The organism is Haloarcula rara, assembly GCF_029338235.1.
Taxonomy (GTDB): Archaea; Halobacteriota; Halobacteria; order Halobacteriales; family Haloarculaceae; genus Haloarcula; species Haloarcula rara.
Genome location: NZ_CP119785.1, coordinates 280,846 through 305,795, shown reverse-complemented (window position 1 = coordinate 305,795; position 24,950 = coordinate 280,846). Strand labels below are relative to the sequence as shown.

27 protein-coding genes, 2 tRNA genes and 1 pseudogene are annotated in these 24,950 nt (G+C 67.0%); 12 read left to right on the top strand and 18 right to left on the bottom strand.

The genetic code is table 11. The annotated features are described in order from the left end of the window. The first annotated feature begins 31 nt into the window (after positions 1 to 31). From P1K32_RS01540 to P1K32_RS01530, 3 genes are all read left to right on the top strand, one after another. Positions 32 to 499 (top strand): redoxin domain-containing protein, encoded by a 468-nt coding sequence (locus P1K32_RS01540; RefSeq protein WP_276250970.1) that lies wholly within the window; start codon positions 32 to 34, stop codon positions 497 to 499. A 41-nt stretch (positions 500 to 540) separates the two neighbouring features. Beyond that, positions 541 to 1,197, top strand: a complete 657-nt coding sequence (locus P1K32_RS01535; RefSeq protein WP_276250969.1) for a class I SAM-dependent methyltransferase — start codon at positions 541 to 543, stop codon at positions 1,195 to 1,197. Positions 1,198 to 1,335: 138 nt separating this feature from the next. After that, positions 1,336 to 1,406 (top strand) — tRNA-Gly (locus P1K32_RS01530). 104 nt (positions 1,407 to 1,510) lie between these two features. Here P1K32_RS01530 and P1K32_RS01525 read toward each other — a convergent pair. From P1K32_RS01525 to P1K32_RS01515, 3 genes are read right to left on the bottom strand one after another with little or no spacing between them, the layout of a single operon-like run. Continuing rightward, positions 1,511 to 1,870: a hypothetical protein gene (locus P1K32_RS01525; protein ID WP_276250968.1), complete on the bottom strand. Its 360-nt coding sequence runs from the start codon at positions 1,868 to 1,870 to the stop codon at positions 1,511 to 1,513. Positions 1,871 to 1,927: 57 nt separating this feature from the next. Continuing rightward, positions 1,928 to 2,740, bottom strand: a complete 813-nt coding sequence (locus P1K32_RS01520; RefSeq protein ID WP_276250967.1) for an HD domain-containing protein — start codon at positions 2,738 to 2,740, stop codon at positions 1,928 to 1,930. 39 nt (positions 2,741 to 2,779) lie between these two features. Then, positions 2,780 to 3,253, bottom strand: coding sequence for a redoxin domain-containing protein (locus P1K32_RS01515; RefSeq protein WP_276250966.1), 474 nt, complete (start codon positions 3,251 to 3,253; stop codon positions 2,780 to 2,782). Between the two features lie 91 nt (positions 3,254 to 3,344). Here P1K32_RS01515 and P1K32_RS01510 point away from each other — a divergent pair, with 91 nt between their 5' ends. The 4 genes from P1K32_RS01510 to P1K32_RS01495 all read left to right on the top strand — a co-directional run bounded on the left by P1K32_RS01510 (position 3,345) and on the right by P1K32_RS01495 (position 6,074). Then, positions 3,345 to 3,581: a hypothetical protein gene (locus tag P1K32_RS01510; RefSeq protein ID WP_276250965.1), complete on the top strand. Its 237-nt coding sequence runs from the start codon at positions 3,345 to 3,347 to the stop codon at positions 3,579 to 3,581. Between the two features lie 180 nt (positions 3,582 to 3,761). Continuing rightward, positions 3,762 to 4,052, top strand: coding sequence for a twin-arginine translocase TatA/TatE family subunit (gene tatA / locus P1K32_RS01505; protein WP_379690665.1), 291 nt, complete (start codon positions 3,762 to 3,764; stop codon positions 4,050 to 4,052). A gap of 32 nt (positions 4,053 to 4,084) precedes the next feature. Then, a tRNA-Arg gene (locus P1K32_RS01500) sits at positions 4,085 to 4,158 on the top strand. Between the two features lie 389 nt (positions 4,159 to 4,547). Then, positions 4,548 to 6,074 carry a cryptochrome/photolyase family protein gene (locus P1K32_RS01495; protein WP_276250964.1) on the top strand — a complete coding sequence of 509 codons (1,527 nt, stop codon included), beginning with the start codon at positions 4,548 to 4,550 and terminating at the stop codon, positions 6,072 to 6,074. A 1-nt stretch (position 6,075) separates the two neighbouring features. Here the strand turns inward: P1K32_RS01495 and P1K32_RS01490 are convergent, their stop codons facing one another. From P1K32_RS01490 to P1K32_RS01470, 5 genes are all read right to left on the bottom strand, one after another. Continuing rightward, positions 6,076 to 7,860, bottom strand: a complete 1,785-nt coding sequence (locus tag P1K32_RS01490; protein ID WP_419181057.1) for an ABC1 kinase family protein — start codon at positions 7,858 to 7,860, stop codon at positions 6,076 to 6,078. Positions 7,861 to 7,903: 43 nt separating this feature from the next. After that, positions 7,904 to 10,522, bottom strand: coding sequence for a heavy metal translocating P-type ATPase (locus P1K32_RS01485; RefSeq protein WP_276250963.1), 2,619 nt, complete (start codon positions 10,520 to 10,522; stop codon positions 7,904 to 7,906). A gap of 117 nt (positions 10,523 to 10,639) precedes the next feature. Continuing rightward, positions 10,640 to 11,347, bottom strand: a complete 708-nt coding sequence (locus P1K32_RS01480; protein ID WP_276250962.1) for a TMEM165/GDT1 family protein — start codon at positions 11,345 to 11,347, stop codon at positions 10,640 to 10,642. After that, positions 11,344 to 12,033, bottom strand: coding sequence for a metal-dependent transcriptional regulator (locus tag P1K32_RS01475; RefSeq protein ID WP_276250961.1), 690 nt, complete (start codon positions 12,031 to 12,033; stop codon positions 11,344 to 11,346). The genes P1K32_RS01480 and P1K32_RS01475 overlap by 4 nt, the downstream gene beginning before the upstream one ends. Before the next feature lie 103 nt (positions 12,034 to 12,136). Next, the gene (locus P1K32_RS01470) at positions 12,137 to 12,289 is read right to left on the bottom strand and encodes a hypothetical protein (RefSeq protein ID WP_220587193.1); all 153 of its coding nucleotides are present in this window, start codon (positions 12,287 to 12,289) and stop codon (positions 12,137 to 12,139) included. 85 nt (positions 12,290 to 12,374) lie between these two features. Here P1K32_RS01470 and P1K32_RS01465 point away from each other — a divergent pair, with 85 nt between their 5' ends. Next, entirely contained in the window at positions 12,375 to 12,860 is a 486-nt protein-coding gene (locus P1K32_RS01465) for a metal-dependent hydrolase (RefSeq protein ID WP_276250960.1), read from the top strand. Here P1K32_RS01465 and P1K32_RS01460 read toward each other — a convergent pair. The 7 genes from P1K32_RS01460 to P1K32_RS01430 all read right to left on the bottom strand — a co-directional run bounded on the left by P1K32_RS01460 (position 12,853) and on the right by P1K32_RS01430 (position 19,073). Further along, positions 12,853 to 13,101, bottom strand: a complete 249-nt coding sequence (locus P1K32_RS01460; RefSeq protein WP_276250959.1) for an MTH865 family protein — start codon at positions 13,099 to 13,101, stop codon at positions 12,853 to 12,855. The two genes, P1K32_RS01465 and P1K32_RS01460, sit on opposite strands and share 8 nt — an antisense overlap. A 108-nt stretch (positions 13,102 to 13,209) precedes the next feature. Further along, positions 13,210 to 13,992, bottom strand: coding sequence for an HAD-IIA family hydrolase (locus tag P1K32_RS01455; protein ID WP_276250958.1), 783 nt, complete (start codon positions 13,990 to 13,992; stop codon positions 13,210 to 13,212). Between the two features lie 34 nt (positions 13,993 to 14,026). After that, positions 14,027 to 15,391: an ATP-binding response regulator gene (locus tag P1K32_RS01450; protein ID WP_276250957.1), complete on the bottom strand. Its 1,365-nt coding sequence runs from the start codon at positions 15,389 to 15,391 to the stop codon at positions 14,027 to 14,029. A gap of 70 nt (positions 15,392 to 15,461) precedes the next feature. Beyond that, positions 15,462 to 16,859 carry a hypothetical protein gene (locus P1K32_RS01445; RefSeq protein WP_276250956.1) on the bottom strand — a complete coding sequence of 466 codons (1,398 nt, stop codon included), beginning with the start codon at positions 16,857 to 16,859 and terminating at the stop codon, positions 15,462 to 15,464. Beyond that, positions 16,856 to 17,593: an ABC transporter ATP-binding protein gene (locus tag P1K32_RS01440; RefSeq protein WP_276250955.1), complete on the bottom strand. Its 738-nt coding sequence runs from the start codon at positions 17,591 to 17,593 to the stop codon at positions 16,856 to 16,858. Before P1K32_RS01440 ends, P1K32_RS01445 begins: the two co-directional genes overlap by 4 nt. Before the next feature lie 66 nt (positions 17,594 to 17,659). After that, complete coding sequence (locus tag P1K32_RS01435; RefSeq protein WP_276250954.1) at positions 17,660 to 18,265, bottom strand: DUF998 domain-containing protein; 606 nt, start codon at positions 18,263 to 18,265, stop codon at positions 17,660 to 17,662. Between the two features lie 118 nt (positions 18,266 to 18,383). Beyond that, positions 18,384 to 19,073, bottom strand: a complete 690-nt coding sequence (locus P1K32_RS01430) for a DUF2071 domain-containing protein (RefSeq protein WP_276250953.1) — start codon at positions 19,071 to 19,073, stop codon at positions 18,384 to 18,386. Positions 19,074 to 19,359: 286 nt separating this feature from the next. Here P1K32_RS01430 and P1K32_RS01425 point away from each other — a divergent pair, with 286 nt between their 5' ends. Then, on the top strand, positions 19,360 to 19,686 hold the full coding sequence (locus P1K32_RS01425; protein ID WP_276250952.1) for a DUF4870 domain-containing protein: 327 nt from the start codon (positions 19,360 to 19,362) through the stop codon (positions 19,684 to 19,686). A gap of 214 nt (positions 19,687 to 19,900) precedes the next feature. Here P1K32_RS01425 and P1K32_RS01420 read toward each other — a convergent pair whose 3' ends face one another. After that, a complete protein-coding gene (locus P1K32_RS01420) occupies positions 19,901 to 20,587 on the bottom strand; it encodes a YqjF family protein (RefSeq protein ID WP_276250951.1) in 687 nt (228 codons plus the stop codon). 93 nt (positions 20,588 to 20,680) lie between these two features. Between P1K32_RS01420 and P1K32_RS01415 the strand changes: the two are divergent. Then, positions 20,681 to 21,180 (top strand): annotated as a pseudogene (locus tag P1K32_RS01415) (macro domain-containing protein). Next, positions 21,177 to 21,428 (top strand): DUF8145 family protein, encoded by a 252-nt coding sequence (locus P1K32_RS01410; protein WP_276250950.1) that lies wholly within the window; start codon positions 21,177 to 21,179, stop codon positions 21,426 to 21,428. The pseudogene P1K32_RS01415 and the gene P1K32_RS01410 overlap by 4 nt, the downstream one beginning before the upstream one ends. On the opposite strand, the gene P1K32_RS01405 is transcribed toward P1K32_RS01410, so the two are convergent. Together P1K32_RS01405 and P1K32_RS17735 are read right to left on the bottom strand one after the other, a co-directional pair. After that, positions 21,429 to 21,668 (bottom strand): DUF7522 family protein, encoded by a 240-nt coding sequence (locus P1K32_RS01405; protein ID WP_276250949.1) that lies wholly within the window; start codon positions 21,666 to 21,668, stop codon positions 21,429 to 21,431. Continuing rightward, a complete protein-coding gene (locus P1K32_RS17735) occupies positions 21,611 to 21,853 on the bottom strand; it encodes a DUF7522 family protein (RefSeq protein ID WP_419181056.1) in 243 nt (80 codons plus the stop codon). Before P1K32_RS17735 ends, P1K32_RS01405 begins: the two co-directional genes overlap by 58 nt. Before the next feature lie 386 nt (positions 21,854 to 22,239). On the opposite strand from P1K32_RS17735, the gene P1K32_RS01400 reads away from it, so the two are divergent. Continuing rightward, on the top strand, positions 22,240 to 24,921 hold the full coding sequence (locus P1K32_RS01400; protein ID WP_276250948.1) for a cation-translocating P-type ATPase: 2,682 nt from the start codon (positions 22,240 to 22,242) through the stop codon (positions 24,919 to 24,921). Positions 24,922 to 24,950 lie beyond the last annotated feature (29 nt).

Genomic DNA, 24,950 nt, shown 5'->3' with positions numbered 1-24,950 from the left:
TCTTTTTCCCCCTGCGTCTGCACCGTTAGGTATGCTCGAGGCGGGGGACCCTGCGCCCGATTTCGACCTGGACGGCACTGACGGCGAGCGGACTGGAGCCTACCGCCTCTCCGCGGCGGCCGGGCAGGCGCCTGTGCTCGTCGCGTTCTACACGGCGGATTTCGAGCCCCGCTGCCGGGCGTATCTCGAAACGCTCCAGGACACGGACTGGGCCGGGCTGACCGACGCCATCGCCGTTTTCGGCGTCGCGCCCGGCAGCATGGACGACCACCGGCAGTTCGCCACAGACCTCGAGTTGCCGTTCCCGCTGCTTGTCGACCACCCCGGCGTCGACGGGCAGTTCGGCGTCCAGCGACCCGACGGCTCGACGCGACGGGCTGCCTTCCTCGTCGACCGTCGCTGCCGGGTCCAGTTCTCGTGGGCCGACCCCGAGCCCGACAGTGACACTGCCGTCGCACCCGACATCGACCCCGTCCGGTCGGCGGTCGCGCGGCTCTAAGAGTGGAAAGGAGTAAGCGGCCGCCGCTACCACCACTCCGCATGGAGGACCGTTCACGGGCCGGCGTCCGTCGCACCTACGAGCGCATCGGCGCCCACTTCTCGAAGACCCGCGAGTACGCCTGGCCCGAGGTCGAGTCGTTCGTCGACGACGCCCCCGCCTGCGAGACGGCGCTCGATATCGGCTGTGGCAACGGCCGCCACGCCGCCTTGCTCGCCGACGTGGCCGACCGCGTCGTCGGGCTGGACGCCAGCCGCTCGCTGCTCGACGCCGCGGAAGAACGGGTCGGGAGCCGCGTCTCGCTGCTGCTCGGCGATGCCGCCCGCCTGCCGATTGGTGACGACTGTGTCGACCTGGCGGTCTATGTCGCCACGCTGCATCACCTCCCCTCGGCCGCCGACCGCCGCGCGAGCCTGGACGAACTCGCCCGCGTTCTCGCGCCCGGGGGCCGTGCCCTCGTCAGCGTCTGGAGTACGGCCCACGACCGCTTCGACGCCCCCGCCGACGCCGAGACGGGCTTTGACACCACCGTCGACTGGACCCTCCCCGGCGGCGAGACGGTGCCTCGCTTCTACTACATCTACGCCCCGGCGGAGTTCGAGCGGGAGCTGGACGAGAGCGGCCTGGCGACCGAGTCGTTCGAGATATCTAGCGGCAACTGCTACGCCGTCGTTCGGTCCGAAGGGAAAGGTCCTTAATCTCCTTGGCTCTATGGCGTAATACGCTCGCGTCGCGGCCCTGAAACCTTCCCAAACCTGGGCCGTGACAAGTGAGCGGCGGTGGTGAGCGAATCCGGCGGATTCGCGAACCTCGCCGCATGCGAGCAAAGCGAGCATGCGGCGGTGGTCTAGTGGTAGGACCTGAGCCTTCCAAGCTCATGGCCCGGGTTCAAATCCCGGCCGCCGCACTTCTCAACGCGAGCAACTTCGCGAGCGTCGAGTGTATTCGCGGAGGGATTTGAAGCCTATCAGCCGCGCGCAGCGTAGCGACTGCAATCCGAGAGAAATCAAGCTACCGCCTGACGGGTTCCCAGGTATCCGAACTGATCGTCGCGTCGGGGTTGTCGACGGCTTCGACGGTGAGGGTGTCGTCGGTCTCGGTGCTGACCACCTCGACCTGGCCACTCGCTGGCCCGCCGGGGAGTGCGGCCGGTGCGTTCCGCTCGGGCGAGGTGTCGTCGCCGCTGGTGTCGACGGACGCCTCGCTCCGGTCGCTGGCCCGACTGCTCGAAAGCGCCGAGACGCCGGGGAGCGCGAGCAGGACTGCCCTCACTCCGGACAGGAAGCGATCGGCGAGAGAGGCGTCTTTCGGGCCGTCTCCGCCGGGGTCCGGCCCGTCACCCCGCGGCTCGTCGAGGGGTATGAGACTCATGCACAAAGGTTGGGCTCGCCGGTACTAAACAGTTATGTCGCTTTCAGGTTCCGTCGCTCAGAGCTCGATCCGCTCGACGATTCGGTCGCCGTTTTCGTGGCTGTTGAGCGCCACGATACGTATGCTCCCTTCGAGACCGGAGTCGGTCAGCTTCGCCTTCAGAAGGTTGTCGACCTGATAGACACCGGCGGCGTTGTTCATCTCTATCTCCACAAGGACGGGGTAGTCGTCGCCGCTCGTGAGCGTCACCGTCTCGATGGCCTGACTGGAGACCGTGTTGATACCGCGCCCGCCGCGTTCGTAGGGGATGCGCGAACGGCCCCGCTCCATGTCCAGGGCGTCGGCGACCCGGACCACGCCCGCCTCCAGTGTGAGCGGTTCCTCCTCGGTGTGGTGACAGAGGATGGCGTGTAACACCTCGCCTTTCATGCGGACGCGGGCAGCGATGTCGTAGTACGGTTCGAGCAGGCGGTCCAGTAGGTCGGCGGCGAGGGGAATCGAGTAGTAAGGATGCTCGTCGCGGTGGACGACGTGGCCGATGTCGTGCAGCGTCGCGGCGAGTCCGATGATGACCGCCTCGTCTGCTTCTTCGAGGCCCTGCTCGGTTGCGCCGTTGAACTCGACGCCACCCCGTTTGAGCAGGTCATAGAGACAGAGCGCCCGGTTCCGGACGATGCTGATGTGTTTGGTCCCGTGGTCGTTGTAGCGTTTTCGAGCCACGGGATTGACGTTCTGGGCTTCGAGATACGCCTGCACTTCCTCGTCGGCGGCCAGCATGGCGAGGACGTCGTTGACCCGTTCGTCGGGGAACGCGTGGTCGGCGTCGGGGTCGTAGATGCGGCCGCCCGCCTCGTCGTCGCTCTCACTCATGGGTCTAGCACGTGTGGCCAGCGAGAAAAAGCCGGGCGTTCAGTCGTCCCGGACGGCCGCGACGACCTCGTCGTAGTCGGGTTCGACGCCGGGGTCGTCGCTGACCCACGCGTACGTGACGGTGCGGTCCTCGTCGACGACGAACACCGCTCGCTTGGCGAGGTTGTGGACACCCAGCGCGGTGAAATCCATCGCGATGTCGTAGGCGTCGACGATGTCGCGGTTGCTGTCGCTGATGAGGGCAAAGCCAAGCCCGATCTCCTCGCGGAAGGCGTTCTGAGCGAACGGCGTGTCGATGCTGACGCCGTAGACAGTGACGCCCGCGTCGGCGAACTCTTCGAGTCGGTCGTCGAAGGTCTCCATCTCGTGGCTGCAGACACTCGTGAACGCGCCCGGGAAGAAGGCGAGCACGACCGGTCCGTCCGCGACGGCGTCGGAGAGGGAAATCTCGGCTACGTCGCCGTTCGCGAGCGGTGCGGTGAAATCGGGCGCTTCGTCGCCGACTGAAATCATATCGCTGGCTCAGAGTGCGAGACAAATGAGTCCGATGGTCCGGCCCCACGTGCGGGGTTGTTTAAATAGCAGCCGGCACATAGGGACAGATATGCCCGACACGATGGAGGTCTACACCGGTATCGAGGTGACGGTCGAACACGTCTCGACGCTGGCAAACGGCGGCGCCCGGTTCAACATCACCGCCGAAGACGGCCGCAAGTGGCAGATAGACCTCACGCGCGGCGGCGAGACCGAAGTCGTGACGACCTGGCGCGACGGCGCGCTCGCCGACCTCGACGTCCCCGAGTGGCTCGACGACGTCAGCGCGCGGCTCGTCCAGCAGTAAGCGCTACACTGTCGCCGTGGCACCGTCTGTCTATGACAGTGCCAGCAAAAGGTTGATATCGGCGTCCCTGACTGTCGACCGAAATGGCGATATTAGCGATTTCACACCGTTTAAAACCCGTTCAGGAATCCGTGGACAGACAAAAAGACTATAATAGCAACCACGTAATTTCCCATCACAATGTTTGAGATTCCCCTGTTTCCCGGGGTGCCCGGTGGGGTGGAGCTGCTAGTTATCCTCCTGATCGCCGTGCTCCTGTTCGGCGCCAACAAGATTCCGAAGCTCGCTCGCTCGACCGGTGAGGCCATGGGCGAGTTCCAGAAAGGCCGCGAAGAAGTCGAGCAGGAACTCGAAGAGATGCGCGAGGGTGCTACCGCGAGCGACTCGGCGACCGAGGCTGCAGGCGACTCGGCGACCGAGACCACGAGCGAGACGACCGAAGAGAAGACGACCGAATCCAGCAGCAACTAACAGGGTTTTCGGGCCTTTTTCATTCCCGCCGAGGGCGTGTGGCCTAGTGGACGAGGGTGAGGGGTTCCTAACCCCTAGAGCGCGGGTTCGAATCCCGCCACGCCCGTGCAGAGTGCCGACGAGCGAAGCGAGTCGGCCTCGAACCGGCATGGCGGGATTCGAATCACGCGAGACGAGCGAAGCGAGTCTCGCCTCGGGTTCGAATCCCGCCACGCCCGTCGTGCGACGAACGGACGTGAGGAGCCGACGGACACGGAGTTCGAACCCTGCAAGTCGCAGTGCGAACGAAGTGAGCGACCGTCTTGCTCCGGTTCGAATCCCGAGAGACGCCGGCGGCGTCTCTCGATGTTCGAAAAGCCTTCGGCTTCACTCACTCCCGCCACGCCCGTACGGAGTGCCGACGAGCCAAACGAGTCTCGCGGTCGATGCCGCCGTAGTGCGGACGTGGATTGATGCCGCTGGCACCGAAAGTGAGAGGTATGCGAGGTGTCAGCCGTGACGGTGTGGCTCCGGGGTGACCACCTGGTCCGCCATCGGGGGCCATTGGCACGACAGCCCGACGAGCGTGTCCTGCTCGTCGAGGCCGAATCGTTCGCCCGAAAGCTGCCCTACCACCCGCAGAAGCTGACTCTGGTGTTTGCGGCGATGCGTCGGTTCCGGGACGAGCTGCGCGAGGCGGGCCGGACCGTCGACTACAGGCGGGTCGACACGTTCGCCGAGGGACTGGCCGCCCACTTCGAGGCCCATCCCGACGACCGGCTGGTGACGACCGAGCCACAGGCCGACGGCGCGCGCGAACGCATCGAGTCGCTGGTCTCGGCTGCGGGCGGCGAGGTGGCGTTCGTTCCCGACGAGCGGTTCCTTTGCTCGGCCGAGCAGTTCGACGAGTGGGCGAGCGACGGCCGGTATCGCCACGAGGATTTCTACCGGTTCATGCGCCGCGAGACAGGGTATCTCATGCACGGTGGCGACCCCGTCGGCGGCGAGTGGAACTACGACGACCAGAACCGCGAGACGCCGCCCGACGACTGGGAGCCGGCTGACCCGCCCAGCTTCGACTACGACGATATCGTCCACGAGACAGCGGCGTGGGTCGAGGAGACCTTCGCTGGCGGCTACGAGGACCCGCCCTACGGCGGCGATTGGGCTGACCCCGAGCCGTTCCGCTGGCCGGTGACGCGCCGACAGGCGGTACAAGCCCTGGACCACTTCGTCACTCTCCGGCTCGCCGACTTCGGCCCGTACCAGGACGCGATGCGAGGCGAGGAGTGGGCGATGAGCCACAGTGTGCTGTCGACGTCGCTGAATCTCGGGTTGCTCCTGCCCGAGGAGGTCATTCAGCGTGCTATAGAGGCCTACGAGGACGGCGAAGCACCGCTCAACAGTGTGGAGGGATTCGTCAGGCAGGTACTGGGCTGGCGGGAGTTCATGCGCCAGGTCTACCGCCGGGAGATGCCCGACCTGGTGAGAGCCAATCAACTCGGCGCCGATGAGCCGTTGCCGGAGCTGTACTGGACCGGCGACACCGACATGGCCTGTCTCTCGGACGTGGTCGACGGGGTCCGGGAGCGGGGCTACTCCCACCACATCGAGCGGCTGATGATTCTGGCGAACTTCGGGCTCGTCTACGGCGTCGAGCCCGCACAGCTCAATCGTTGGTTTCACGCGGGCTACGTCGACGCCTTCCACTGGGTGACAACGCCCAACGTCGTCGAGATGGGGCTGTACGGCGCCGGCGTCTTCGCGACGAAACCGTACGCCGCCTCGGCCAACTACGTTGACAAGATGAGCGACTACTGTTCGGGCTGTCCCTACTACAAGACAAAGACAACCGGCGAGGGGGCCTGTCCGTTCAACGCCCTGTACTGGGACTTCCTGGACCGCAACGAAGACTCGCTGCGGTCGAACCACCGTATGGGACTGATGTACAGCCACGTGGACAACAAGGACGACGAGGAGTGGGCCAAGATTCGCGACCGAGCCAACGAGATACGCAATCTGGCCGAACAGGGGGAGCTGTGAGCTACCCCTGGTCTTCGCGGCGACGCATCTCGTGGCGCGTGAACTGCGGCGAGCCGAGGCTGCTACCCCGCGACCGGCGGAACGACCACACCAGCGCGGCGAGTGAGAGTCCCGTGACTCCCAGTGCCAGCGCCATCGACGGGAGCGTCGCGTCGACGTAGAAGAGGGCCGCGACCGGAATCCCGGCGGCCGCGACAAAGCCAAGCAGCAGCCGCTTTGCCATCTGCCGGGCGAGGCCGTCGCCGTCCCTGAGGACGGTCTCCAGTGTCAGCTCCCCGCGCTCGGCGATGTCGAGGGCCCGCTCGGCCCGTGGCGCCGTCGTCACGAGCGAGCGGGCGCCCTGGGTGACGGTCTCCTGTATCTCCTCGCGAATCGCCTCGCCGGCGTCAGCCCCGCCCTGTTCCATCACGTAGTCGGTGATTATCTCGATGAAGTCGAACTCGGGGTCGAGCGTGCGACAGACCCCCTCAAGCACCGTGGTCACGCGGACCACGAGCGCCAGGTCCTGTGGCAGGCGCATCGGGAACTCGTAGAGCTGGCTCTCGAACTGGCCCACGAGCTGCTCGACGCGATAGTCGCTGATGTCCTCGCCGCGGAACTGCTCGATGACGATTTCGAACGCTTCGGCCATCACCTCGCGGTTCGCCGCGGGGTCCAGCGCGCCCATCGCGACGAAGGCGTCCATCACCCGGTCGACGTCGTCGGCCGCCAGCCCGACGTAGAACTCCATCAGCTGCTCGCGGGTGCGGGGGCCCAGCCGCCCGGTCATCCCGAAGTCGTAGAAGACCAGCGTCCCGTCTGCCTGCACCGCGAGGTTCCCGGGATGGGGGTCGGCGTGGAAGCGACCGTCCTCGACTATCATCTGGATGTACACCTCTTCGAGCCGCTGGACCAGCTCGCCGCGGTCGACGCCCATTTCGTCGATGCTGGCCACGTCGTCTATCTTCACCCCGTCGAGATACGTCATCGTCACCACCCGGTCCGTCGAGTGGCTCTCGACGACCTCTGGGATAGCCACGTCGTCGCGGTCGGCGAAGCTCGCACCGATATCCCGTAACATCCGCGCTTCGTGGGCGTAGTCCATCTCCTCGCGGATGGTGGCCGCGAACTCCTCGCTCAGGTTCTCGAGGGTATAGGCCTGGGCCGGCTCCGCGCCGCGGGCCAGCAGTGGCGTCAGCGTCGAAAGCACTCGCAGGTCGGACTCGACACGCTCGCGAATCCCAGGTCGCAGTACCTTCACCGCGACGCGCTGGCCGTCGACGCTCGCCCCGTAGACCTGTCCCAGCGACGCGCCGCTGATGGGGTCGGTGTCGAACTCGTCGAATCGCTCGTCGACGGGAGCGCCCAGCTCCGTTTCCAGTAGCGGCTCGATGTCGGCCCACGGTTCCGGCGGCACCCTGTCCTGGAGCTCAGAGAGGACCTCGATGTACTCCGCTGGCAGGGCGTCGGGTCGCGTCGACAGCATCTGCCCGAGCTTGATGAAGGCTGGCCCGAGCTCGACGAAGGTCGTCTTCAGCCGGCGGGCCCGCTGGACGCGCTGCTCGCTCGTGACGTCGCGAGACCGGCCGAAAAGCAGGAACCGCTTGCGGTCTCTGGCCCACGCCCACAGGAAGGGGACGAACTGCCAGGCGACGACGAGGGCGCGCCAGAGGGCACGCAGGCGGACCCCCAGGCCCGACGGCTGGCGACGCTGGGACGGCTGGCGACGCTGGGACGGCTGGCGACGCTGGGACGGCTGGCGACGCTGGGACGGCTGGCTCCGCTCGGCCGGCTGCGACTCGCTCACTGGGCGTGGCTCGGGGCTCTGTTCGTATGAACGTACTGGATGCTCAGGGCCGCAGTCGTCCCAGCAGTTCGTAGTCCTCGTCGGGCGTATACCGGCGGAAGGCGAGGCTGTTTGCCAGCACCGACACCGACGAGGCGGCCATCGCTCCGGCGGCCAGCGCGGGCTGGAGCAGCCCCAGCGAGGCCAGCGGAATCATCACCGTGTTGTACCCCAGCGCCCAGAAGAGATTCTGCTTTATCTTCCGGAGGCTGGCCTCGGAGACGCGGATGGTCTTCAGCACGTCGGCGGGGTCGTCTCTGAGGAGGGTCACGTCGGCGGCCTCGATGGCCACGTCGGTGCCCGAGCCGATGGCACAGCCCACGGTGGCCGTCGCGAGCGCGGGGGCGTCGTTGACGCCGTCGCCGACCATCATCGCCCGGCTCCCGTCGCGCTGAATTTCCTCGACTGCGGCGGCCTTCTCCTCGGGGAGGACCTCGGCCTGGACGTTGTCGGGGTCGATACCGACCTGCTCGGCGACCGCGCGGGCGGTCCGGTCGTTGTCGCCCGTAATCATCCACACGTCGAGCCCGCGCTCGCGGAGGTCCGAGACGGCGCGCTTGGCGCTGTCTTTGACCGTGTCCGCGTCGGCGACGACGCCGACGAGGCGGAAGGTATCGGTCTCAGGTTCCGCCAGTGCGACTAGCATCGCCGTCTTCCCCTCTCGCTCCAGGGCGTCCATCCGCTCCTCGGCGGGGTCGGTGTCGACGCCGTTGTCCGCGAGCAGCTTGCGGTTCCCGACCAGCACCTCGCCGTGGTCGGTGGTCGCTCGCACCCCCTGGCCGGGGACGTTCTCGAACTCCTCGGCGTCGGCAAAGTCGACGCCACGCTCGCGGGCCCCCTCGACGATTGCCTCGGCGAGTGGGTGTTCGCTCCCGCTCTCGGCGCTGGCGGCGAGTTCGAGGACGAACGCCTCGGTGAGTTCGGGGCGTTCTTCGAGGGCCCCCCCATCGGCAGCAGCGTCGGGGCCGCTCCCGTCGGCGGCCGGCCCGACGACCTCGACGTCGGTCAGCTCCATCGCCCCCTCGGTCAGCGTCCCGGTCTTGTCGAAGACGACGGTGTCGATGTCCCGGACCGTCTCCAGCACGTCGCCGCCCTTGAACAGGACGCCGTTGCGCGCGCCGATGGTGGTCCCGACCATCGTCGCGGCGGGCGTCGCCAGCCCCAGCGCACAGGGACAGGCGATGAGCACCGCCGAGGCGAAGACGACGACGGCGAACTCGGTGACGCCGACGGCGGCGGGGCCACCCGCTGCGAGCCCCCAGATTGGCAGCGCCGCGACGAAGCTCGCGAGGGCGTCGGGGAACAGCGCCCAGACGGCTGCCCACAGGACGGCGTTGGCGATGACCGCCGGGACGAAGTACGCGGAGATGCGGTCGGCGACGTTCTGGATGTCCGGCTGGCGCGACTGGGCGGTTTTCACGCGCTCGACGATCTGCTGGAGCGCCGTCTCCGAGCCGACCTTCGTCGCCTCTATCTCGAGGACGCCGTTCTGGTTGACCGTCGCGCCGATGACCTCGTCGCCCTCGCCTTTCTCGACTGGGACCGACTCGCCCGTGACCATCGACTCGTCGACGGCGCTGCCGCCGTCCCGAACCACGCCGTCAGTCGGAATCTTCTCGCCGGGGCGGACCTTCAGCCGGTCGCCGACGGCGACCTCGTCGAGGGGTATCTCCGCTTCGGTCCCGTCCTCGCGGACGACCGTCGCGGTGTCGGCCTCCATCTCCAGCAACTCGCGGATGGCCGCGCCGGCCTGGGACTTCGAGCGGGCCTCCAGGAAGTTACCCAGCGTGATGAACACGAGGATGAAGGCGGCCGTGTCGAAGTACAGCCCCGTGCTGGCGATGAGTCCCAGCAGGGCGATGACCGAGTAGCCGTAGGCCGTCGTCGAGCCCAGCGCGATGAGCACGTCCATGTTCGCCCGGCGGTTCTTCACCAGCGCCTTGTACGCGTTCTCGTAGAACGGCTTGCCCAGCGCAATCTGGACCGGCGTCGCGAGCGCGAACTGCACCCAGCCAAGGGGTACCCCAAACAGCGTCGCCTCGAACAGCCCCAGCGAGAGGAGGTGGTCGGTCATGAACACCAGCAGCGGGAGCGAGAGCGCCGCGCCGAACAGCGTCAACCGGCGCTGCTTTCGGACCTCCGCGTTCCGGGCGGCGTCGCGGCGGTCCTCTGACGACTGGCCGTCGTCACTGTCGCCGCCTCCCTCACGGACCGGCGAGTAGCCGGCCGCCTCGACGGCGTCGTAGAGTTCCGACAGAGAGGTGACCGACGGGAGATAGGTGACCTGTGCCTCGTCGGTGGCGTAGTTGACGTCCGCGGAGACGACGCCCGCGACCCCAACGAGTGCCTCGGTGTTCGTCTGGGCGCAGTTCGAACAGGTCATGTCCGTGATACCGATGGTCGCCGTCTCGGTGTCGACGCCGTAGCCGGCGTCGTGGACGGCGTCGACGATGTCGGAAAGGGACACCTGGTCGGGGTCGTAGGTGACGCTCCCCTCGTCGGTGGCGTAGTTGGCGTCGACCGACGAGACGCCCTCGAGTTCGCCGACACGGTCTTCGATGGTCCCCGAGCAGTTCGCACAGCTCATCCCCGTCAGTTCCAGGCGTATGGTGCGGTCCGTCATCTTTGGTACTAGTAGGACCTCCCCGTTGATGCGGTTTGTCACTGTGATTGTAAGGTTCTAACGGAACTATACCTTCGAATAGAAAGCGAGATGCCGCAAGAAAATTCGATAAGAACGTCAGAACGGTAGCGCGTTCGCCGCCGCGGTGACGACGGTCTCCCACAGCGAGAAGCCAACGGTGACCTTCACCGCGAAGTCGACGGCGAAAAAGAGGAACAGGCCGGCGCCGACGAAGTGGGCCTTCCGGAGGTCGAAGTGATGGGAGAACTTGTGGAAGAACAGGGCGTTGGCGATGCTCACCGGAATGATAGCCAGCATCTCGCCGGTCCAGATGGCGGTCCCGAACGCGGGGTACTGGGCGGCCAGCGAGATGGTGATGAGCTGGGTCTTGTCGCCGAACTCGCCGAAGGCCATCATCGCGAAGATGGGCAGGAAGCCCCCGAGTTTGTTCGGGACCTGCCAGCCGAGGTAGGGGACGGTGACGTCCAGTTCGCCGCCGTCGGTCAGCAGGCCTGTAGCGGCCTCCCTGTCCGGAGCGTCTTTGTCGGGGGCGGTCCGGACCAGTAGGTAGGCAAAGAGGACGAACAGCGCCGCCGTCATCGCGTCGAGGTAGATTCCGGGGAGGAGTTCGGTGACGGCGCTGCCGAGCCATACCTCCAGGGCCGTCCAACCGGCAAAGGCGGTGCCGGCCGCGGCGACGACCATCGCCGGGTGGTACCGGGTCGAGAGCCCCGCGATGATGAACTGGACCTTCTCACCGGGGAGGACGGTCAGCTGTGCGCCGGCGGCGATAGCGACGACGCCGAGCCAGGTGACCTCGCTCACACCTCGGTCACCTCTTCGGCGGCCTCGTCGGGGTTGCGGACCTGGATGGCGTCGGCGATGTGGTCTGGCAGCGCCACCGTCTCACCGCTGTCCAGTCGGACCGTCACCATCCCGATGGGGGCGACTTCCTCGACGACGAGTTCGACGCCCGGCCGGATGCCCGCCCCGTCGAGATACGTCAGCTCTTCCGGGTCGCGGTCTCGCACACGAGCGACCAGCAGTCGGGTCCCCTCGCCGTGGTCGGCCAGCGCGGAGGCCGGGATGTCGTCGATAGGGTCCAGCGTGTCGCTGGGAATCGGGTCGCCGTGGGGGTCGACCTCGGGGTCGTCCAGTGCGGCGGCGACGCGGCGCTCGAACTCCTCGCTGATGTGGTGTTCCAGAATCTCGGCTTCCTCGTGGACCTCCGCCCAGTCGTAGCCCAGCTCCTCGGTGAGAAAGGTCTCCAGCAGCCGGTGGTGACGGATGACCTCCAGTGCGACCGTCTCGCCCTCCGGAGAGAGAGTGACGCCCTTGTACTTCTCGCGTTCGACGAGGTCGCGGTCGGCGAGCGTCTCGACCATGCTCGTCGCGGTCGGCGGCGTCACCTCCAGCGTCTCAGCGATAGTCGAGGTCGCCACGGGGGGTTCGCCCTCCCGTTCGAGCCGGTAGATAGCCTTCAGATAGTCCTCCATCTTCGCGCTCAACATGGGGTGATTTAGACGCGTCTAACTGAAAAGCGTAGTGTTTCAAAACAAAAATTGGGTCGGTTCATATCCGTCCACAGGTGCGTGTCACGGCCGGCCTGGTCTGTCACGACTGGTCGTCAGTGTACGTCTCACGGCGGGCCCGAGTCACCAGATAGAGAAACAGGTAGCCGATGGCACCCAGCACGAACAGCGTCGCCGGGATGAGAAACGGGCCAAAGGTCGCAATCAGCGTCTCGACGACCGCCGGCAGTAACATGGCCTTACTTGCCCCGCCGGCCACATAAGCCTCGCCACGGAGGCGGACCGACAGTTTAGAAGCTATCGGGGACAAACTGACTGGTATGTACCGGCTGGGCCATCAGGGGGCCGCACTCGTCGTGTACGCGCCGCTGGGGCTGGCGCTGTTACTGCTGGGCCGGCCGACCCTCGCTATCGTCGGTGGCGCCGGCTCGGTCGCGCTCGCGTCCCTGCCAGACGTCGACCAGCGCCTGCCCGGCGTCGCCCATCGGGGCGTCACCCACACCCTGGGATTTGCGGTCGCGGTCGGTGGTGCCCTCGGCGTGCTCGGCTGGCTGCTCGGCCGGGACGCCGGCGTCGGAACGCCGGTCGAGCTCGCCGCTGTCGGGTTCGCGGTCGGCACGACTGCCGTCGTCTCGCACCTGCTCGCGGACGCCATCACGCCCATGGGCATCACGCCCTTCTGGCCGGTCTCTGACCGGCACTACACGCTCGGCGTCTGTCGAGCGGACAACACGCTGGCGAACTACGCGCTGCTGGGGCTCGGTATCGCGCTCACGGTTGCGGTCCTCGCGGTCGCCCCTAGATGAGGTCCTGCGATTCCAGCGACGCCATCACGTCGTCGACGAAGTCGTCGACGCTCTCGTAGGGGAACTCCCCGTCGAGTTTGGTGTTCAGTTCCATCGCCGTCATCGAGAACTCGCCGGACTCGAACTTCGTCGCCGGACCGGCGGGTAGCGCTGGCACGAGGTCCATCGGGCTGGAGATGGGGTAGTCTGCGTCCTGGAACGCTTCAGTGAACTGCTCGCGGAGTTCGGCTTTGTCGACCATCGGTTATCATATCAGTTGCACAACCCGGCCAATAAAGGGTTCGACAGTGGGACACGTTCCCGTTGTTGGGAGTTTATCCGACGGTTCAGGATGTTCGACCCGCCGAGGCTACGAGAGAATACTGTCGATATCCGCGAGCGAGTCCAGCACGTGGTCGGGTTTCACGTCACTGGCGGCGAGCGTCGCGTCGTCGGTGACGCCTGTCATCACGAGCGCCGTCTCCATCCCGGCGCGCTCGCCGAGCAGGATGTCGGTCCCCAGGCGGTCGCCGACGACGAGGATGTCCTCGGCGTCGTGGCGCAGCCGGTCGAGCGCCGCCTCGATGGCGACCTCGGATGGCTTGCCCAGGACCCGGTCGGGCTCGCGTTCCGTGACGCCCGTGATAGCCCGGAGGATCGCGCCCGAGCCGGGCACCGGGTCGCCGCCGGGTCCCGGGAAGGTCGGGTCGGGGTCCGTGCCCAGATAGACGGTGCCGGTGTCGAGCACGCGGAGCGCGTCGGTCATGTCCTCGTAGTGAAACTCGTCGGTCCAGGAAGCCAGCAGCACGTCGGCCTCGCCCGGTTCAGCGACCACGTCGGCCCGCCCGCGGGCGATACGCTCGCGAATCGCGGCCGAGCCGATGACGAACACGTCGTCGCTTGCGTGGTGCTCGTCGATGTACTCCCGCGTGACCACGGCCGAGGAGCAGGCCTCGCCGGGGCGAGCGTCGATTCCCAGCGACTGCAGGCGCTCGACGTACTCCGTTCCGCCGTGGAGGGGGTTGTTCGAGAAGAACAGTAACGAGCGGCCGCTCTCGCGAAGGCGGTCGACCGCTTCGGGTGCCCCGGGCAGGGGGTCGTCGTGGTGATACACCGTTCCGTCGAGGTCCAGCAGGACGCCCCGGACAGTCATGGGTGCCGGTATGGCGCCAGGGGTGAAAAGCCCCTCATTCGCGGCTGGCCACGTCGGTCACATCGAAGCGGGCGCCGCCGTCCTCGCTCTCGGTCAGGTCGAGCCCCCACCCGTGGGCGTCGGCGATCTGGGCGACGATGGCCAGCCCGATACCGGTCCCGTCGTCGGCCGTCGAGTGGCCCATCTCGAACACGTCGCTCTCCTCGTCGATACCGGTCCCGTCGTCGGCGACGTAGATTCCGTCGTCGCGGGGGCCGACGGTCACTGTCACGGGGCCGTCGTTGTGCTCGACGGCGTTGCGAAAGAGGTTCGCGAAGAGGTCACGGGCCCGTGTGGGGTCGGCCTCTATCTCGCCCGTCACTGTCACCGAGAGTGTCGCGCCATCTGTCGCGACGTCGGCCCAGGCCTCCTCGGCCAGCGAATCAATTGCGACCCACTCGGGCTCGTGGACGGCCCGCCCCTCGCGAGCCAGCGTCAGGACGTCCTCGATGATGTCGCTCATCCGGTCGAGCGACCGGTCTATCTTGGCCACCATCTCGTTGTCGTCCTCGACGTCGAGCAGTTCCAGGGCGCTGGCGGCGACGTTCAACGGGTTTCTGAGGTCGTGGCTGACGACGCTTGCGAATTCCTCTAGCCGCTCGTTCTGCCGTTCGAGCTCCCGTTCGCGCTCGACCCGTTCCGTGACGTCCCGGGAGACAAGCTGGGCCGTGGCCCGCTCGCGGTGGCTCTCGACGGGGACGAACTGGTTCTGGTAGTGGCGCCCGTCGAGCGAGTCCGTCGTCTCGACCGTCTCGCCCTCGTCGATTGCCTCACGCACAGCGGCGACCCGCCGGCGAGCGGTTTCGGTGTCCATCACGTCGATGAGGCGCTCGCCGGCCAGCGCCTCGGGGGTCGTCCCGAGCCGGTCGGCCAGCGAGGGGTTGGCCGACAGCAGGACCCCCTTCGCAGTGATGTGTGCGATACCGTCCGGCGAGTTCGCGACCAGTGACTCGAACTTCTTTCTGGTCCGGTCCTGTGCGACGACGCTCTCGATGCGGTTGGCCAGCCGACCGTACTGCTTGTCCTCGACGACCTCGAGTTTCAGCAGGTAGTCGGCCACGCCGGCCCGTATCGCCTTGCTCGCCGTCTCCTCGTCGCCCCGGCCCGTGAGGAGAATAAAGGGCAGCGACGGGTCCTCGCTCCGGACTGTCGACAGCAACTCCAGCCCGTCCATCTCGGGCATCTCGTAGTCGCTGACGACGCAGTCGAACTCCTCCTCGGCCAGCCGCTCGGCGGCGGCGGTGCCGCTGTGGACCGAGACAGCGTCCATGTCGTGTTCCTGGGTCAACGTCTCCGCAGTCATATCTGCGAAGAACTCGCTGTCGTCGACCACCAGCGTTCTGATAGTACCCTCGGCCATGTAATCTACTCGTATACCATACTCGAACACGTTTTTGCACTTGTACCTACGGAAAGCTGTCCCTGTACTGTCATTGTCTCCTGAGTCGCCCCTCCCAGCGTGGACCGGCACGACCTATCAGCCACCAGCCGACGGCGCCGGCCAGCCCGGCCAGTCCCACCGCACCGCCGACGGCGGCCAGGGGCGCCACAGAGACTACGAGCGCGGCGACCAGTAGTGGGACTGCCAGCGCGGCCAGCGCGGCCCCGAAGACGGCAAACAGCGCGGTATCGAACAGCAACTCGTTGGGCGACAGCCCGGTGAGATACGCCGCCACGCCGAAGACGTAGACGGCCACCCCGGGGACAACGAGGGCACCGACCGCGACGGCCGCGGGTGGATACCACAGCGTCGCCACGGTCAGATAGAGCGCCGCTGCCGACAGCGAGAGCACCAGATACGCCCGCAGGGTCCCTGCGAAGACGTCGGCGTAGGCCACCGGATAGCGGAGATACGACCGGGGGGAATCGAACTGCGTGACCCAGCTGTAGGTCGTGAAGGCACCCAGTCCCAGCAGCGTCCCGAACGCGACGCCGGCTTGCGGTCGAATACCGGTCGCAGCGGTAATCCGGTCCAGCAACAACGCCGTGACGGCAAAGAGTACGCCCATCGAGAAGACGACCTTGCCGACCGAGCCAGAGGAGCGCGCGACCGACAGGAGCGACTGTCTGGTCAGCGGGTCCGAGACGCCCGTAAAGAGCCGTTCGGTCGCCCGGTGACGAGCCGAGCCGGTGTCGTCGACCGGCTCGAAGAGCGCGACACCGACCGCCGCGAGCGCGAGCGTCGGCGCGACGCCGCGAACGGCCGTGGCCACCGACGGGTCGGCGTACAGGGCGTAGGGCGTGTACGCGACGGGGTCGACGCCCAGCGCGAGGACCGAAAGCGTTCCGGCGGCGAGCCCGCCCACGAACGCCGGCCGGCTCCGGGTCGCCACGGCGACGAGTGCGAGCGATAGCGACGCGCCGAAGGCGAAGGCCGCGACGACGGCGAGCCACAGCAGGGCGACACTCGCCGGGGCTGTCCCCGACGCGATGGCCACGGCACCGTAGCCCAGCACCGCCGGCGTGAGCACGAACCCGGTGTAGTAGCAGACGTCCTTTAACAGGAACGTCGCGAGCAGGCGCCGAAAGGACAGCGGGAGGGTGCGCGCCGAGAAGACCAGCAACGTCATCTCGCCCAGCACGTCCCGCAGCGCGTCCCGGCCGACCAGGCCGATGGTCCCGACCTGCAGCCCGAAGAAGGCCACGAGCGCGACCAGCCCGCCCGCGACGGTGTCCATGGGGGTCCCCGTCATCGGCAACAGCCACGTGCCGACCGCTGTTAGTGCGGCCACGAGCAGGGGAAACGCCGCGAAGCGCGCCCCCCCGAAGAGGTGGCTGTGGAGACGCCACTCCTCGCGGACCATCCACCGGAACAGCGTCCCCGTCACGCCCGCACCTCCACCCCGCCGCCGTGGCGCTCCCCGCCGACCTCGGCGATGAAGTACTCCAGCAGCTCGTCCTCGCTCATCTCGCTGGGGTCACACTCGGCGACGAGTTCGCCGCTCTCGACGATGCCGACGTGCGTACAGAGCTCGGCGGCCACGTCGACGTAATGTGTCGAGAGAAAGAGCGTGTTCCCCCGCTCGCAGTAGTCAGCGAGGACTGCTTTGACCTGCTCTTGCATGATTGGGTCCAGGTTCACGAGCGGCTCGTCGATGAACACCAGGTCGGGGTCGTGCAGGAAGGCGGCGGCGAGCATCACCCGCTGGCGCTCCCCCTCCGACAGTCCCGTCGACAGGGCGTCCAGCACGCCCGCAAACTCCAGGCGCTCGGCCCACGTCTCGATGCGGTCGTCCACGTCGGGCACGTCTCGCACCTCGCCGACGAAGGTGAGATACTCCCTGGGAGAGAGAAAGCTCGGCGGGTCCTCGCGCTCGGGCAGGATGCCGATAGCGCGCTTGACTGCCATCGGCTTCGTGACCGGGTCGTGGCCGACGACGGTGGCCGTCCCGCTGGACGGCTCGCGCTGCCCGGTCAGCAGTTCGATGGTCGTCGTCTTCCCGGAGCCGTTGGGTCCCAGAAGCCCGAAGAGGGCGCCGTCGTCGACGGAGAGGGAGAGTTCTGACAGCGCCGTTACCTCGCCGAAGCGGCGCGTCAGGTCCGTCGTCTCGATAGCTACCATACCTCGAGAGTACCAGCCACTCGCCCCTTTATTCGTTCGGCCCGGTTGCCGTATTTGATACTCGCGTCAGCTTTCGGGCCAACCGGGCGCTTGCCCCAGCGCGGTCAGCAAGACCCACGCGGCGAAGATGCCCGCGCCGAGCAGCTCCGGGATAACCAGTCCGGGCCGCAGCACTGGGCCACTGGCGGCCCACCACCACCAGCCGGCGACGTGGACAGCCACGAGCGAGCACGTACCTGCGCCGCGCCGTCGCTGTCCGGATAGCACGTCACCGATACCGTCGAGCCCCATGGCGACCATCGAGGCGAGATACAGCGTCAGCGCGGCCGGGACGTGGAGCGCCCGCCCGGCCGGAAAGAGGCCGACGCCGACCATCCCGAGCAGTGCGATGGTGAAGGGGACGACGGCCGCCTGTCCGAGTCGGGTCTCGCTTCGCCGCCACAGCACAACGGCGAAGGGGAGCCCGACCACGCCGGCGAGGACCAGGCCGCCGTCGAACAGCAGCGTCGTCACCGGCGTCGCGACCGGGTTGCCCGGCTGCCCGAGGTCAGAGAGGGCGTTCCCGGCGATTGTGAAGGCCGGTGACGCCAGTATCGCGCCGGCGATACCGACCGCAGCGACGAGGACAGCGACCACGCCGGCGAGACGCCCCCCTCGCGTCAGTTCGTCCATTGGCGCCGAAAACGAGGGGGCGCCTGTTGTAACCTTCGGGGAGCCTCATACTGGTGGCTGTACGTTCGCAAAGATATTCGCGGTGGCGAATTACGTCAGTTTGTTACAGCCACCAGTATCAGTCGAGCCAGAGCGGTTTGAACGGCGAGACGCCCATTTCGTTGCCGGGGCTGTAGTGGACCAGCGGGTCCCCGACCGGCTCGGGGAGGGACAGTACCGACAGCGGGTCGCCGTCGACGCTCGCCTCGACCGGCCCCAGCTCCCAGGGGTCGTGGCCGACGTGACCCACGAACTTCGCCCCGAGGGGCCCGTCGCCGAAGACGCGGAACCGCTCGACGAAGAAGGCCGGGAGAGAGTCCGGCGGCGCCGTCGTCGCGGACTCATCGCCCGGCGTGTACCGGACCGTGAGCGCACGCCGACCGTCGACGGAAAGCGTCCGCTCGGTCCGGTTGTCGCTGTCGGCGTCCCGTCGAGTTACCTCACCGTCGCGGTAGTTCAGCCGGAGGAGTGGGCTGGCGGCGCTGGCTATCGGGTCCGTGGTGAAGGCGGCGAAGAAGTACAGCCCCCGCTGGCCGTCGGGACCCGTGACGTACGTCCGGACCGTGACCGACTGGGCCGGATTCCCCAGGTCGACGCCGAACGCCGAGACGCCGGTGACGGTGTGATGGATGGCCGTAATCCAGGCGTCGTCGGCCGCTCGCTCGACTGTGAGCCAGTCGGGGAGTGTCCGCTCCAGCGCGTCGGGGTCGACCGGCCAGTGACAGAAACAGACGTCCGCGACCTGGACCGTGAGCGGCTTCCTCGACATATCCGCTCTCGGGACTCGGGCGTCTTGAGTGTAGTGCCGGGCGCTATCGCCGTTGGTCGCAGGAACGGCCGTCTGGCCGTTCAGCTCCGCCGCGCCCGCGATGCGTGACAGGAACAGCGTGCTGAATACAGAGGCTATAGTCAGCACAGCACTCCCATTTCTTTTACCCCGCTCTCACTGAATCAGCTGACCAGTGAGTCCAGAAATCAACAATTCAAATTAATAAATTTCACACACGTGAATGATAGGCTCGGATTTTATCCCGCACCCCTGACTATCGGGCAATATGACAAACCGCACTGACGGAGATACGACGCTAGCTGCGCTCGCACATGCCTCTTCGCTGTTTGCGCCCTTCCTCGGACCACTGCTCATTTTGCTAATCGCAGACGACGGCGATACGCTCGTTGAGGAAAACGCGAAGAGTTCGCTCAACTTCGAGATCGTATTTTTTATTGCTATACTGATCTCCTTCGTGTTGGCGTTTGTTCTCATCGGGTTTCTGTTCTTGCTGGTACTCATCCCGGGCGGGCTCGTGATTAGAATCATCGGGACGCTACGGGCGAGCGAAGGCGAAATCTACCACTACCCACTCACGCCGAATCTCATCTGACGGAGACAGATACTCATCGACCGTCTGACCACACTACGGACACTCGAAACTCTCGAGCTGGTCGTGGGCTATGTCATACTGACCGACCATCTGGTGTGGTGACTATGCGCTTTGTATGCAGCACGATTTCGACAATATGTCCGTCATCGAGCGTTCCGCCTGAGACAGCTGTTCGTCCGCCGTGGGCCGGAACGAAACACTACCTGCACTCTGTTCACAGCCGACGCAGCCGCCCGGCCGTCACGTCGATACCAGGGCTGTAGTACACCACCGGGTCGCCCTCGGGGTGGTCGAACCCGTTCGCCTCGAAGAGGTCGTTCGCCCGGACCTCGACGACCCCCTCCTGCAGCGGCCACGGGTCGTGGTCTATGTCGGCGTAGTAGATGGTCCCCGCGTCGTCGGCGACGTAGAATCGGTAGCGGGAGACGAGAAACGCCTCCAGCGAACGCGGCGTCGTCTCGTGGGCCTCACCACCGTCAGCGGGGCCGTAGGTGGCGTCGAAGTCGGCCGACGGCGCGCGGTCGTCGGTCCGCCGACTCCGGAACCGGACCCCGTCGCCGTTCCGGCCCACCTGCATCGACGCGCGGTAGTAGGGCAGCTCGAACAGCCGCCTGGCGATGGCGACGCTGAGGCGGTCGTCGGCGTCGAGATTGTAGAAGTAGACGCCCGGGGTCTCCCCGTCGGTGACGTAGGTCCGGAGGTTCAACTCGCCGAAGGAACGGCCGATGGGGCTCCCGCGGGGCCGGATGTCGGCCATCTCGAAGGGGACGACGCCGAGCCAGGCCTGGCCGTCCTTGCTATCGACGGTCAGGCCGTCGGGCAGCGTCGCCGCGACGACGCTCGGCTCGACCGGCCAGTGCAGGAAGCCCACGTCCCGCCACGTCATTCCCAGGAGGTCCATACCGGCTTTTGGGGCCCGAGGGGTATCGAACTGATGTGAGGAGTGCCACCACACGCCAGTAAGCCTATGGGTTCGACGGCCCCATCGTCGGGTATGGAGTTCGACGTCATTCAGGGCGACATCGCGGCCCAGTCGGCCGACGCGCTGGTCAACGCGGCAAACACCAGCCTCCGGATGGGGTCCGGCGTCGCCGGCGCGCTCAAGCGGGCAGCGGGGTCAGGTATCGACGACGAGGCCGTCGCCAAGGGACCGGTCGCGCTCGGTGGCGTCGCGACGACGGACGCCTACCAGCTGACGCCGACTACGTCATCCACGCCGCGGCGATGCCCGCCGGCGGGCAGGCGACGACCGAGAGCATCCGCGACGCGACCAGGAACGCGCTGGCCGAGGCCGACGCGCTGGACTGTGCGTCCCTCGTCATGCCGGCGCTGGGCTGTGGCATCGCCGGGTTCGACTTCGGTGACGGGGTTCGCATCATCTGCGAGGAAATTTCTGCCTTCGAGCCCGATTCGCTCTCGGACGTCGAACTCATCGCCTACGACGACGACGAGTTCCAGCGACTGGAGCGAATCGCGTCGGAGGTGCAGGCGTGAGCGGGAGCGACGGCGACGAGACGGACTCTCAGGGCCCGGTCATCTGCCCGGTCTGTGGGGCCGACTTCGAGACGGTGTCGGTCCACGACGAGGGGCTGATGGTGAACATGCGCGACAACGATCGCTATCAGCGGGTCTGCTTCCAGCCGGGTAGCGAGGACGGGACGCCGCTCATCCGCTTTTTCCACCACACCCACGAGCAGACCGGCACCGACCAGCCAGGGAGTGCGGGGGGACGGATTCCGTGACTACGGCTCGCGGAGGAGCGTCGTAATCGCCACGCCGGCGTCGTCGAACGCCTCGACGTCCATGCCGTCGGTTGTCAGGATGACCCCGTTCTCCCCGTCGAGGAACCTGACGACGAACCCGTCATCGTGAACCCGGACGGTGAAGTCGTACGGCCCGATGCTCTCGCGGGTCTGGGGCGCCGCTAGCGCGGTCCGAACGGGCGCTTCGGCAAAGCCGACACGCTCGTACTCGACGAGCATGGACTTGGCCTCGACGGCCCGCTGGCGCGATTCGTAGGGTCCTGTCGGACGTAGAGGAGGTCCATCCCCGAGGGTGTGAAGTAGACGACGCTCCGGAGGGTATCACCGAGACTCTCCCGGGCGGCGCTGATGACGCTGTCGGCCGACTTCGAGTCGATATCTGTCTCGAACGGGACTTCGTACATGCGCCGTATATGACGGCCGACGTATTGATTCCAATTGACAGGAGCGGGCCACAATTTGCCGGTAGCTTCGGCTGGTAGCCACCTTCCGGTGACAGGCCGCTTCTGGCTCGTGGCTCACTCCGTCCCCCGCTGCGCCTCGAGGTGACTGACGTTCGGGGCACCGACGATATGGGGTCCCCTCAAGCGGTCAGGGCAGCGCCGATTGAGAACGCCGTCACGTCGAGTCGCCGGCCCTACAGTCCATGGACGGTTGATGCTCACGGCAGATACCCCCTCGTCCCGACCGGACCGCTCCTGGTGGGACAGTAGTCGGTCGGTGTCGCCGGGTAAGGAGGAAATTACACTACCCGTGCGGAGAGACGGCTACGGCAGCCGAGCTGGCACGGATGGACCGGTCTGACTGGTACACTGCGGCGGTCGAAACAGTGCTCGACTCCCTCGAGAGCGACCCCGAGGGGCTCAGCGACGACGAGGCCCGGCGCCGGCTCGCGGAGCAGGGACCAAACCGGCTCCCGAGGGCGGCGCCGGTCACCGTCTGGCAGATTCTGCTCCGCCAGTTCAAGGACCCGCTCATCTACATCCTCATCGTCGCCGCGGTCGTCTCGCTGGCCATCGGCGAGGGGACCGACGCCGCCTTCATCGGAGCGGTGCTCCTCGTTAACGCTGTCGTCGGTGGGGTTCAGGAGTGGCAAGCCGAGCAGAGCAGCCGCGCGCTACAGGAACTCATCGAGACAACGGCGACAGTGCGACGCGACGGCGAACTCCGCGACGTAGACAGCGATGACGTCGTCCCCGGGGACGTGCTGGTGCTGGAATCGGGCGCCAGGGTGCCGGCTGACGTCCGTCTCACGGACAGCCAGGAACTCACCGTCGACGAGTCCGCCCTCACGGGGGAATCAGAACCGGTGGTAAAAGACGAGGGGTGGACGGAGAGCGAGGCGGTCCCCCTCGGCGACAGGCGAAATATGGCTTACGCCGGAACGACTGTCAGTCGCGGCCGGGGTCGGGGTGTCGTGGTGGAAACCGGGTCCGACACCGTCGTCGGCCGCCTCGCCGAGGACCTGACGGTTGTCGATGGCGGGCAGCCGCCGCTGCTGACCCGAATGGAGCGGTTCACTCGCACGATTAGCGTCGCCGTCCTCCTCGCGGCAGCGGCCACGGCCCTGCTCGGCGTGCTCGTCCACCAGTACGACCCCGTGGAGATGTTTCTCTTCGCGGTCGCGCTGGCGGTCTCGGCGATTCCGGAGGGATTACCCGTCGGCATGACGGTCGCACTCGGGGTCGCGAGTCGCCGCCTGGCCGAGGTGGGCGTCATCGTCCGACGCCTCGTCGCCGTCGAGGGGCTGGGGAGCTGTACGATGATAGCCTCCGACAAGACGGGTACGCTCACGGCCAACGAGCTGACCGTTCGGCAGGTCAGGCTCCCCGACGGCGGCGTCTACGCGGTGACGGGCCAGGGGTACGACCCGTCGGGGGCGGTGCGCCGAGACGGGCAGGCGCCGGATACGGCGGCGGCCGACGAACTGGACCGGCTCGCACGGGCCGCGGTCCTCTGTAACGAGGGGACCCTCTCGAGCCGGAACGGCGAGTGGACCTGGCGGGGCGACCCGACGGACGTGGCGCTGCTGACGTTCGGGCGGAAACTCGACTGGACGCAGGAGCGCGCACTGGACGAGTATCCCCAGATAGCCCAGATACCCTTCGAGTCCGAGCAGCGCTTCGCCGCGTCGTTCCACCGCGGGGCCGACGGGACGAAAGTGTACCTCAAGGGCGCCCCCGAGCGGGTCCTGGCGCTGTGTGACGGGGTGAACACGGCGGCGCTTTCCGACGACGCGACCGAGATGGCCCGCGACGGGTATCGCGTCCTCGCCGTCGCCGCGGGGCGCGTCGAAGACGGACTCGACCCGTCAGATCCGCCACCGGAGCCGTCGGGACTGACGTTTCTGGGCCTTCTCGGTCTGGTCGACCCGCTCCGGTCGGGCGTCCGGGAGGCGGTAGCGACGGCCGGCGAGGCGGGCATCACGGTCACGATGATAACCGGGGACCACCCGGAGACCGCGCTCGCTATCGCCCGCGACCTGGGACTGGCGTCGACGCCGGCGGACGTGACGACCGGTGCCGAACTCGCGGGGCTGTCCGAGTCTGCGCTCGCCGCCCGCATCGAGGACACGCGAGTATTCGCCCGCGTCTCTCCCGAGCAGAAGCTCGACATCGTCAAGGCCGCTCGCAGCGCCGGCCACTACGTCGCCGTGACCGGTGACGGGGTCAACGACGCGCCGGCGCTCCGGCAGGCGAATATCGGTATCGCGATGGGCGAGATGGGCACCGACGTCGCCCGCGACGCGGCCGACCTGGTCCTCAGCGACGACAACTTCGCGACCATCGTCGCCGGTATCGAACAGGGGCGGGTCGCCTACGACAACATCCGGAAAATAATCTACCTGCTCGTCTCGACCGGCGCGGCAGAGGTGGTGCTGGTACTGCTGGCGCTGGCCGCGGGGTTACCGCTCCCGCTGACGCCGGTCCAGATTCTCTGGTTGAACCTCGTCACGAACGGCATCCAGGACGTCGCGCTCGCGTTCGAACCGAAGGAACGCGACGTGCTGGACCGGCCGCCACGGTCACCCACCGAACGCATTTTCAACCGGCTCATGACCGAGCGGACGGCCGTCGCGGCTGCGGTCATGGGGGCGCTCGGCTTTGGCGTGTTCGTGTGGTTGCTCGACAGCGGCCTCTCCGAGACGGCCGTCAGAAATCAGGTCCTCCTGCTGATGGTGCTGTTCGAGATTGTCAACATCGGCAACGCCCGCTCTGAGACCGTCTCGCTGACCCGACTCGCACCGTGGGACAGCCCGATACTGCTCGCGGGCACTGCCGTGGCTTTCCTCGTCCACCTGCTGGCGATGTACGTCCCGCCGGCACAGGCGGTCCTGGAAACGGCCCCGGTCCAGCCGGGCCGGTGGCTCCTGCTGTCGGGCGTCGCACTCGGTGTCGCAGTCGCTATCGAACTCCACAAGCTGGTCTGGAACCGGGGTCGGTCCCCCTCCGGCGAGGACCCCGAGCCGTAGCCGCCGGGGACCGGCAACAGGACCGCTCT